General features: G+C 33.5%; 6 protein-coding genes, 1 other RNA gene and 1 pseudogene. All 8 read left to right on the forward strand.

Annotated features, from left to right (window positions below):
• Positions 1-20: 20 nt before the first annotated feature.
• A pseudogene (locus tag KA858_RS10440) lies at positions 21-509 on the forward strand (SLOG family protein); the annotation flags it as partial.
• A gap of 10 nt (positions 510-519) precedes the next feature.
• Complete coding sequence (gpsB, locus tag KA858_RS10445) at positions 520-858, forward strand: cell division regulator GpsB (protein WP_053029416.1); 339 nt, start codon at positions 520-522, stop codon at positions 856-858.
• A 131-nt stretch (positions 859-989) separates the two neighbouring features.
• Positions 990-1,373, forward strand: an RNA gene (gene rnpB / locus KA858_RS10450) — RNase P RNA component class B.
• A 120-nt stretch (positions 1,374-1,493) separates the two neighbouring features.
• Positions 1,494-2,627 carry a THUMP domain-containing class I SAM-dependent RNA methyltransferase gene (locus KA858_RS10455; protein WP_210135646.1) on the forward strand — a complete coding sequence of 378 codons (1,134 nt, stop codon included), beginning with the start codon at positions 1,494-1,496 and terminating at the stop codon, positions 2,625-2,627.
• A 164-nt stretch (positions 2,628-2,791) separates the two neighbouring features.
• Positions 2,792-3,430 (forward strand): SDR family oxidoreductase, encoded by a 639-nt coding sequence (locus KA858_RS10460; RefSeq protein ID WP_210135647.1) that lies wholly within the window; start codon positions 2,792-2,794, stop codon positions 3,428-3,430.
• Between the two features lie 192 nt (positions 3,431-3,622).
• Complete coding sequence (locus KA858_RS10465) at positions 3,623-7,066, forward strand: dynamin family protein (RefSeq protein WP_210135648.1); 3,444 nt, start codon at positions 3,623-3,625, stop codon at positions 7,064-7,066.
• Positions 7,067-7,082: 16 nt separating this feature from the next.
• Positions 7,083-7,961, forward strand: coding sequence for a 5'-3' exonuclease (locus KA858_RS10470; protein ID WP_210135649.1), 879 nt, complete (start codon positions 7,083-7,085; stop codon positions 7,959-7,961).
• A 619-nt stretch (positions 7,962-8,580) separates the two neighbouring features.
• A partial coding sequence (locus tag KA858_RS10475) for a YSIRK-type signal peptide-containing protein (protein WP_210135650.1) occupies positions 8,581-12,437 on the forward strand: 3,857 nt, incomplete at its 3' end.

Below are 12,437 nucleotides of genomic sequence, written 5' to 3' on the forward strand. Positions count from 1 at the left end.
CGATGTTTGCGTAGAACCATTATTTAAAAGCATTTCTCAAGCGCAAATTACTACAATATATTGATGAAGGCCTTGAATGGGTCCTCATACAAGGTCAACTTGGCATTGAATTATGGACGGCTGAGGTTGTTATCGATTTACGTTCTGATTATCCAGAATTGAAATTAGGCATTATAACACCATTTTACGGACATACGTCGAAGTGGAATGAACAAAATCAAATGAAGTATAATAAGATTGCGCAAGAAGCTGATTTTATGGAAAGTGTTCATCATTCAGAATATGAGGGGCCGTATCAGTTCAAACAAACAGATCAATTTATGCTAGCACACTCTGATATGTCTTTACTTATATATGATGATGAGCAAGAAGGAAGCCCGAAATTCTTTAAAAGGATGTTAGTTGATTTTATAGATAAAACAAACTATACTTGTGATATTGTGACATTTGATGAACTCACTGATTTTATAAATGACATGCAGTGGGAGCAAGATCAAAGTTTCGAATGAGGTGGAAAAAATGGCAGATGTTTCTTTAAAGCTTTCAGCAAAAGATATCTATGAAAAAGATTTCGAAAAAACTATGGCCCGTGGTTATCGTCGCGAGGAAGTAGATGCTTTCCTAGATGATATCATTACAGACTATCAAAAAATGGCTGATATGAATAATGAAGTTGTAAAATTGTCTGAAGAAAATAACAAACTAAAAAAAGAAGTTGAAGAATTAAGACTAAGAGTGGCAACATCAAGACCTTCTGACAATAAATCATTTTCTTCAAACAACGCTAATTCATCAAACAATAATGTTGATATTTTAAAACGAATTTCTAACTTAGAAAAAGCTGTATTTGGAAAGTAATGTAAGCGTCTTTAGATTTAATGAATGTAATTATAGATAACTATTGTGTAGCATCATTTTCACTAAACAATAGTAAATCTACAAAAATATCTGTAATAGTATAGATAATTATGATATAATCGCAAAAGTGATATTTTGGGTAATCGCTATAGCAATATAGAGGAAAGTCCATGCTCACACAATCTGAGATGATTGTAGTGTTCGTGCTTGATGAAACAATAAATCAAGGCATTAATTTGACGGCAACGAAATAACCTAAGTCTAATGATACGGTTAAAGTAGTTTGAAAGTGCCACAGTGACGTAGCCTTCTTAGAAATAAGAAGGGTGGAACGCGGTAAACCCCTCGAGTGAGCAATCCAAATTTGGTAGGAGCACTTGTTTAGCGGAATTCAACGTATAAACGAGACGTCTTTATTCGAAATATAAAGATATGTAGACAGATGGTTACCACCGACGTACCAGTACAACTAGTGTACGATATGAGTACAACGGTACAGAACATGGCTTACAGAAATATCATGAACTAGTTTAGCTCTCCCATTGATTGGAGAGCTTTTATTTTTTTCTAATCATACATAATATTTTAAATATTTGTTAACATATAAATGTAATTATAAAAAAGGAGATCACGTCATGTTCCAATTATTAGCAGTTTGTCCTATGGGATTAGAGGCTGTTGTTGCCAAAGAAATTCAAGAACTCGGATATGAAACACAAGTTGAAAATGGGCGCATCTTTTTCGAAGGTGATGCTAAAGCGATTGTAAAATGTAATTTATGGTTGCGTACAGCTGATCGTATTAAAATCGTAGTGGGCCGCTTCAATGCCAAAACATTTGATGAACTTTTTGAGAAGACGAAATCATTACCTTGGGAAGACATTATTGATAAAGAAGGTCAATTTCCTGTTCAAGGTAGAAGTGTTAAATCCACACTTTATAGCGTGCCAGACTGCCAAGCAATCACAAAAAAAGCAATTGTGGAACGCTTAAAGAGAGCATACGATGAAAAAGGTTGGTTAAACGAAAGTGGCGCGAAATATCCTGTTGAAGTAGCTATTTTAAAAGAAAACGTCTTACTAACTATTGATACATCAGGCTCTGGTTTGAATCGACGTGGCTACCGAATTGCTCAAGGGGAAGCACCTATTAAAGAAACATTAGCTGCAAGTTTAGTTCGATTAGCAAATTGGAAAGGAGATACACCTTTCATTGATCCATTCTGTGGTTCAGGTACTATTGCGATAGAAGCCTGTTTAATTGCGCAAAATATCGCACCTGGATTCAATCGTGATTTCGTTTCTGAAGAATGGAATATTATGCCACCTAATATATATGATGAAATGAGAGACGAAGCTGATCAGCAAGCAGATTATGATAAAGATATTCAAGTATTTGCATCCGATATAGATCCTGAAATGGTTGAAATTGCTAAACGTAATGCTGAAGAAGTCGGCTTAGCAGATATTATTCAATTTAGTGTGAAAGATGTTAATACATTAACGATTGATACGGATAACCCTGTTGCTTTAGTTGGGAACCCTCCGTATGGCGAACGTATTGGGGATAGAGAAGAAGTTGAAGAAATGTATCGCTACATTGGTAAGTTGATGAATCAACATGCACATCTATCAACCTACATTCTTACTAGCAACAAAGAATTCGAATTCTTAGTTAATCGAAAAGCGACTAAGAGAAGAAAATTATTCAATGGCTATATTGAATGTACGTATTATCAATATTGGGGTAAAAAACCAACTACTATATAATTTTTATTAAATTTGTAAATTTTTCTTGATGTATCTAATAATATTTAATTAATTTAATCAATTCATTAGCGCTCTTATTATTACTGATGTAAAGTGATAGTAAGAGTGTTAAATTTAGATACAACTACATATATTTTAAACATCATAGTTAGGAGAGAAATCATATGCAAACAGTTTTAATTATTGGCGCAAACGGTAAGGTCTCTATCGAGGCTACTAAAATATTTTTAGAGGATTCAAATTTTAATGTTGATTTATTTTTAAGAAATGCACATCGAATTCCAGATTATGTATCAAATCGAGTGACAGTATATGAAGGCGATGCAAAAAATGCGGAAGATTTAGAACCAGCATTAGATAAAGTTGATGTTGTCTTTGCGAGCCTATCTGGTTCATTAGATGTTGAAGCGCAAGCGATTGTAGATGCAATGTCTAAAAAAGATGTAAAACGTCTAATCTTTGTAGCTGCCCCTGGGATTTATGATGAATTACCGCCTAAATTTAATACTTTTAATAAATCTCAATTTGGAGAAAAATTAACTAAATATCGTAAAGCAGCAGACATTATTGAAGCGTCAACACTAGATTATACAATTATACGTCCTGCTTGGCTTACATTTAAGAATGAAACAGATTACGAAGTTACTTCAAAAGACGCTCAATTTAAAGGAACAGAAGTTTCACGTCGAAGTGTTGCAAGTTTAGCTGTCCGCATTGCTAAAAACCCAGAACTGTACTCAAAAGAAAATATTGGTGTTAATAAACCAAACACTGATGGAGATAAACCTGCTTGGTTTAATTAACAATTCTTTATATTTGTTTCAAACTAGTGTTGTGATAAAATTTAATAAATAGGTAGCTTGTCAGAATTGATATTGTAATGCCGTTCATTCAATTCTATAGAATACTACCACTTTTAAAATAGCCTGTTACATTTAGTATGTCTCAGGCTCTTACTTTTTTTATTAGAATGTTTGAAATAAAGGGGACTTAGCATGGCTAATAATGAACAACTGGATATTTTATATAAATTAAAAAAAGAAGTTGAAAAATCTAAAAACTCAACTTTAGTACATACCATTAATCAAGTCATTAAAAAAGTATATTTAAATCAATACACTGCTTCGTTTGTAGGGCACTTTTCAGCAGGTAAATCAACTTTAATCAACTTATTATTAGAACAAGATATTCTTCCAAGTTCACCAGTACCAACAACAAGTAATACTGCAATTGTATCTGTTTCAGATAAGCAAGGTATTATAGCTAATTTAGAAAATCGACAATATTCTAAATTAAAAACTTATGATGAAGTTAAAAAAATGAACCGTTTAAATGTAGATGTAGAATCTATTGAGATAAATTTTCCATCTACAAAATTTAAAAATGGCTTTACTTTGCAAGATACACCTGGCGTAGATTCAAACGTTGCTACACATCAATCCACTACTGAACAATTCATGTACACAAGTAATATTCTATTCTATACAGTAGATTATAATCATGTACAATCAGCGTTAAATTTTCAATTTATTAAACGAATGAATGATGTTGGGATTCCTGTCATCTTTATCATTAATCAAATTGATAAACATAATGATGATGAAATTACATTTGAAACTTTTAAAGAGAGAGTCAATAAGTCAATTGAGGATTGGGAGATTAATCTAACAGATATCTTTTATGTGTCTAAATTCGATCACCCTGAAAATGAACTATCACGCCTCTCTCAGTATTTAGTAGAGAAAGATAATAACAGAGAAGCTATTGAAGATTATGTCAATCGTACAGTAAAATTCATTACAGAAGCACAATTAGGATATATTCAAAATGAGCTACAAGATATATTGGAACAACTTAACATTAATGAAGATGAATTTGAACAAGCCTATGCCAAGTTTCAACAAAATCAAGCTGTTAGCGAAGAAGCTAGACTATTGAATAATCCTGATCAATTATTAAGCTTTTTAAAACAAAAGCGTAAAGATGTATTAGATAATGCATATATAATGACGCATGACATGCGTGAAGAAATTAGACAATACCTTGAAAGTATGAGTGATGATTTTAAAGTTGGAGGCTTCTTAAACAAAAAGAAGAAAAAGCAAGAAGAACAAGAAGCGCGCCTACAAAATGTTGTAACTAAATTACAAGATAAGATGAATCAACAAATTCGACAACCTCTAAGAGAGGATATGTCGTTCTTAACTCGCTTTATTAATAACTCCGAGGTGAATCATGACATTCTAAATCAGCATTATGATATTGATTCAAGTTTAATTTCAAATTTATATCAACCTCAAACGAGTATAAGTAATACGTATGTACTTACTTTTAGTGATGACGTGCTAAAAGCAATCAGAAATGATGTAGAAAAACAATCTAATCCATTGTTTGATAAAGCAATTAAGTATACACAAGCGCAAGATTTAACTGAGGAGACGACTGATGACTTACAAATCTACGAGCATTATCTAGAGTTACAAAATTTAAAATCATCTCTAACTACTAAGAATTATTTACATTATTATATCCATATGGAAGATTCTTTAGATAAATTAATAGGTAGAACTGAGGCAAATTATGTTCTCGAGGATACCGAACAGGTTATCACAAACGATGAGGACGCATCAAATCATCATTCGAATGTTAATCACATTAATGAAGTTAATATTCAAGCAGCATTGGATATTATTAATCCTGTACCTTTATTTGAAAGAACGAAAAAAGATATTAAAGATACATTAGAGCGATTAGACAATAAGTTAGTTAAAATTGGTGTATTTGGCACATTCAGTGCAGGTAAAAGTAGTTTAATTAACGCTTTATTAGGTGGACAATATTTAGTAAGTTCACCAAATCCAACTACAGCAGCGACGACTGAATTATCATATGGAGAGAATAGTCAGATTACACTTAAAACTGAAGAACAACTATTAAACGAACTTAATCAACTAATTGAATATCACGATGTTTCTTTTGACACACTTGACTCATTTATACATTCTGATATTCAACGTTTAAAGTGTAAATTAGAAAAGAACCAACTTGCCTTTGTAAGCGCAGTTCACAAACATTATTCGATGTATAAAGATATGTTAGCAGAAGGTGCTAAACATGTGATTTCTCGAGAAGAAATTAAGAAATGGAGTGCCGAAGATGAATTCGCTACATTTGTTAAGACTGTCCATATCAATTTACCGATAGAATGGCTTAAAGGTAAAATCATTGTTGATTCTCTAGGTCTACATTCTAATAATCAACGACATACAAATGAAACTGAACAAATTTTAACTTCATCTGACTTAATTTTATATGTGAGTTATTTTAATCATTCCTTTACAGATAACGATAAACATTTTATTGAACATATGAAAGAAATGAATCAACTTAATGAAAATCAAGCATTTAAAATGATCATCAATGCGGTAGACTTAGCAGAAAGCTCTGATGATTTAAACGCTGTGAAACATTATGTTAAAGATGCGCTCACTCAAGTCAACCTAAAATCGGATATCTTTGGCGTTTCAAGTAGACAAGCACTGAAACAAAGCGATGAAGGCATTGATCAATTGCGACAAAGTATTGATCAATTTGTAGAAATAGATTCAAATCGTATATTAGAACAACAAATGGTTAAGCAGCTTGAACAAATCAATCTTTCTTTTGAAGAAATGATTTATGACTATCAAACAAACCAATCTCATATTGAGCAACGTCAACAGCAATTAAAGCACTATCAAAATAAGCAAAGATTATCAAATCAATTGTTAATGACTACGGAACAACATACTAATAATGAGGTTGAAGATCAGATTTATCATTTAAATGGAAGATTAAAGTTACAATTATTAGATGATGTTAAACGTGTTTATAATAGTCAAATGACTCAAAATAGTGATTTTAATGATGAAAAGAAAATTTCTTCTAAAACATTTTTAGACCAAATTCACCAACGCCTGTATTTAGAACAAAGTCTATTAGTTGAGCGTATAAAAAAATATTATAATCATCAACTTAGCGATCAAGTCGCACCAATACTACAGAAATTAAACCAATTGCATGTGTTTATTAATCCTGAGTTTAATGTCACGCCTGAATTTACTGAGAAAGCATTTTTACGTATAGATTTAAACGATATGCTTGCTTCATTACCTAAACAATTAACTAAACGAAGAATTCTTAATCCTAATACTCAAAGAGCATTGCAAGAACAAATTAGTATAAGCACACTTGAATTATTACAAAATCAAATGAGTGAATTCAGACAAGCATTAATTCAATTTGTTGCCTCAATGAATGAGGAGGCAGAAGATAAATTTGCGCAACTTGAAGGTGCGATTCAAAGTCAAATTGATGAATTAGTATCATTTAATTTGGACAACACTTTAATTGAACAATTACAAACAGCGCATCAAAAATTAAATGCACTATTAAAATAGAAAGAAGGCACAATCTATGGAAAATCGTGTCCTATTAGTGGATGGAATGGCTTTACTTTTTAGACATTTCTATGCAACTAGTTTACACAAACAATTTATGTATAATTCAAAAGGGGTACCAACCAATGGTATCCAAGGATTTGTCAGACATATTTTTACAGCAATTAATGAGATTAAACCTAGCCATGTTGCAGTTTGCTGGGATATGGGACAATCAACATTTAGAAATGAGATGTATAGCGCTTATAAGCAAAACCGTCCAGCGCCTCCAGAAGAACTCATACCTCAATTTGATTATGTCAAAGACATTTCAGATCAATTTGGTTTCATTAATGTAGGTATGAAAAATTATGAAGCTGATGATGTTATAGGTACGCTTGCAAAATCTTTTTCAAAAAATAATGAAGTTCACATCATCACTGGGGACAAAGACATCTTACAATGCATCAATGAAAAAGTAGAAGTATGGCTAATTAAAAAAGGATTTAACATATATAATCGCTATACCTTAACACGTTTCAATGATGAATATCAGTTAAATCCGCAACAACTGATTGATATTAAAGCATTTATGGGTGATAGTGCAGACGGATATCCCGGTGTAAAAGGGATAGGCGAGAAAACAGCTCTCAAATTAATTCAAACCTATGGAAGTGTCGAAAATGTGCTTTCTAATATTGATAAATTAACACCTGCACAACGTAAGAAAATTGAAAGTGATAAAGATAACTTAACTTTATCCAAACGCCTAGCCGAAATATATACTGAAGTACCACTTAATAGTATAGAAATATATGAAGATATGGCTTACGCACATTCAATTAATCACATACTTTCAATTTGTAATGAACATGAACTATATGTATCAGGTAAATATATTTCATCGAAGTTATAACGGACGCAATGAGTCTGGAACATATATAAATTAATGATGTATTTTGGAAATCTGCAGTAGCTGACTGAACTGAGAAGGCGCTTAAATCGAACTTTTCTCAGCTCTAGGCATCCTTGTGGGCGGGGCCCAACAAAGAGAATTTCACTAAGAAATTCTACTAGCAAAGCAAGTTGGGAGTCGGGGTCCCAGCAAAGCGCATTTTACTAAGACATTTTATAAACAAAGCAAGATAGGAGTGGATGACGAATTTAAAAAGTATTCTGTCCCACTCTTTATTTTTTATTAATTTTAAATGCCGCTCAATTCATAAATTAATTTATTTTATTGATAAAAATTCTAATTCACAGTGAATTGAATTAGTGCTACAATTAAAGAGAACAACAATTGAATTGTTCATTTCATAATGATAATTGAAATTTAATACCCGAGAGGAGTTGTAAAACTTTTGTCGAGTAATTTTTTTGTGTTAAAGTGACACTTAAAATTTTGACAATAATAACGGTAACTTAATTATCAACCTTTTTGATATTGAGCTATGTGTTATCGGAATTACTTTTCAATCATGCTCATAACATCAACATCAAGAATATACAACATAGAATAGGAGAGACGCGCATCAATGAATCATCGAGATAAATTGCAGAAATTCAGTATCCGAAAGTATGCAGTGGGAACATTCTCAACTTTAATAGCCACGCTCGTATTTCTAGGGACGCATACGGATCAAGCGCATGCAAGTGAGAATGCTAATGCTACCGTAGAAAAAGCTAAGACGAATACTGATACACAAGCAACCCGAGACATAAATAGTTCTCAAAATGATGCAATAACAATTCAAAATGATCAAACTTCTGATCAAGCTGCAGAAATCAATAAGCAGTCAAAACAAGATGACAAGATAACGACAGAAAAAAATACTTTAGAAACTCAAACAAGCAAAAAAGAAATTACTAATTCGACATCTTCACCAATTAAAGAAAAGATAAAGGAATCTCCGACAGTCGATAAAGATGAAAAAAATAAAGAGCTGGAGAAAAAATCTTCATTAAACTTTGAGAAAGAATCATCGAATCAAAGTAGACAATCAGTTGAATACTCTAACTCAACAACATCTAAACAATTAGCAGACAATCCGGACATGCTTCAAGAATCTAAGGTGGATAACGTACAGAAGAGTGATAGTAAAAACATATCTAAATTGACTAACCTGACAAATGAAATTCAAAGTAAATTGCCAGAAGTTGAAACTTTAGAACCTTCAAATCCTCACATTGAAGAAGCTAAAAAGTTAATAGTTGAAAGTCATCATATTATTCAATCTAGCGATGTATCACAACAATCACTTTTAGACTTAGTTACAAGATTAGAACAAACACGAAATTCATTAGCCAATGTAATTACTCGATCTCAATCAGGTAAACGTGATCCAAGAAACGGCCAACGAATCGACAAAGGTACGAACTTTAGATTTACTACATTGAATGGCCGTTGGAATGCTGGAAGAAACGTCATTGTATACCAACGTAACTATGCTTCATTACCAGATGGAAGAGCACTTGGTACTGGTCAACAAAAAAACGGTGTTGAAAATATTACATCTAGAAAGACCGTTATGCGTGCTTATTATAAACATGAAGGTAATTCAAAATACTTAGTTTATGATGTATTCTTCAATAATGACGGTGCTAATTTTATATCACCCGGATCACAACAACGTTTAGGTATGGCTTTACTATTACCTTATAAAGTAATGAAATTGAACTCAGATGGTTCGTTTGCTAGTGATTCAGTTAGAGATTTATCATATACTGCATATGAAAGAAGAAGTGGTAGTAACAGTATATTAAGTGAATCTCCTAGCGATTTTATTATCGATCCAGATAATAGTACGCAAACGATTAATATGTTAAATAGTAATCAACATGATTTCGGTCATACAACATTTTATCTTAGTTTCGGTGTTCGTCCAGGTAGAAGTTTTAATTATGATGCAAACGAATATTTCCACTCAAATAGAAATAACCCAGATTTAAGAAGAGCAGTTGAAGATCAACGAGGCATTTTCAGTGGATGGAACTATGGTATTGGTATTCAAGTAGATCCTAACCATCCAGAAGGTGCAAATCGTGCGTATCACATGCATCTTGAAGTTAAATTAAGAGATAACGTAACAAATGCTGAGCTAGAAAATGCTTGGTCATATGCTAATACAGCTGCTATGGGTGGTGTAAGTAAATCTGCTTATACAGTTTTATCAGGTCGTATATTACCTGAAGATAGTGCACTGCCATCTATCGAGAACCAACCACCAGTGAAACCAGCAATTAACTCTGATTTAGTAGGTAAAGCAACAACGACAACAGTTATTGATGTATCTACTGATCCAAATACTAAAGTCGAAATATTTGATAAAAATGGTAACAAAATTGGTACAGGTACAACAGGTTCTAATGGACATGCTTACATAACACCAACTGGTCCTATTCCTGAAGGTAATGTCACTGCAAAAGCATATAATCACAGTGACGAATCAAAAGTTTCAACATCTGATCCTAAATTTGCAACTGACACAACACCACCTACAACACCTGTAATTAACACACGACTAGTTTACAAAGCTGGTACATTAACACCGATTGATGTTTCTACTGATCCAAATACGCATGTTGCATTAATAGATAAAAATGGCCGTATTTTTGGTGCTGGTACAACAGATAGTAGTGGTCACGTAGTAATTACTCCAGATCGTGTTATTCCAGAAGGTAATGTTACTGCGAAAGCAACTGATAATGCTTTACATCCAAATAGTTCGGTTTCAATACCTGTTCAAGCGACAACGCTTATTCCTGTAATGAAACCAGTAATTAATACAAATGTTGCGGGTAAAGCTTTCTCTACACCAGTTATCGATATTACATCTACTCCAAATACGCGAGTAGAACTATTAGATAAAAATAATAATGTCATCGGTCGTGGAATAACTGGTTCTAATGGACACGTTAGTATCACACCAGATCACTATCTTTTCGAAGGTAATATTACTGCGAAGGCATATGATCAAACAGATGCAACTAATAATGCAACATCTGATCCAAGACACGTTACTGATACAACACCACCTAGAAAACCAGTAATTAATACAAATTTAGTTAATAAAGTAGGTACAAGAACGCCTATTGATGTTTCTACGGATGTATTGACTAGAGTAGAGATCTTTGATGAAAATGGTAAAAGTTATGGTGTAGTTCTTACTGGAATGGACGGTCACGGTATAATTACGCCAAGAGAGCCACTACCTTTAGGTAAAATTTATGCACGTGCTACTGATGGAGCAGAAACACCAAACTCAATCGATTCAGATCATGTACCTGTTACGGATACAATTCCACCTACAGTTCCAACTGTAGATACAGATTTAACAGGAAAAGCAACAACTTTAACGTCAATTACCGTTACAACGGATCCGAATACGAGAGTAGATTTAATCGATAAAAATGGTCATATTATAGGTACTGGCACAACTGACGGAAATGGTCATGTAACCATTACTCCTACAACTCCTATTGTTGAAGGTAATGTGATTGCGAAAGCTTATGACCCAGCTAACAATGTTTCAACGTCTGCACCTAGAAAAGCAACAGATACTACACCTCCGACGGAACCAGTTGTGACAAATGATTTAACTGGTAAAGCAACAACTCAAACACCAATTACGGTTACAACGGATCCAAATACTCATGTTGATTTACTTGATAAAGATAACAACGTGATTGGTTCGGGTACGACAGATAGTACTGGTCGAGTTACAATTACACCAACGGTGCCTATCCCTGAAGGTAATGTACGTGCTAAAGCGACTGATAATGCAGAACATCCAAATAGTTCTACGTCACAACCGAAAAAAGCGACTGACACAACACCTCCAGGTAACCCAATCGTTAATACTGACTTAACTGGTAAGGCGACTACTCGAACACCTGTTGATGTGTCTTCTGATCCGAATACTCGTATTGAGTTATTAGATAAAGATAATCATGTAATTGGAACAGGTACGACAGGTGCTAATGGTCATGTCATCATTACGCCAACCCAACCTATACCGGAAGGTAATGTAACTGCGAAAGCTTATGATAATGCGGAACATCCAAATGTCTCAACTTCTGCACCTAAGAAAGCAACAGATACTACACCTCCGACGGAACCAGTTGTGACAAATGATTTAACTGGTAAAGCGACGACTCAAACACCAATTACGGTGACAACAGATCCAAATACACATGTTGATTTACTTGATAAAGATGGCAATATTATCGGTTCAGGTACGACGGATAGTACTGGTCGAGTTACGATTACACCAACGGTGCCTATCCCTGAAGGTAATGTACGTGCTAAAGCGACTGATAATGCAGAACATCCAAATAGTTCTACGTCTCAACCGAAAAAAGCGACTGACACGACTGCGCCAACAGCACCTAT

The sequence above is a fragment of the Staphylococcus sp. GDX8P80P genome, assembly GCF_017893095.1.
In the GTDB taxonomy this organism is placed as follows: domain Bacteria; phylum Bacillota; class Bacilli; order Staphylococcales; family Staphylococcaceae; genus Staphylococcus; species Staphylococcus borealis.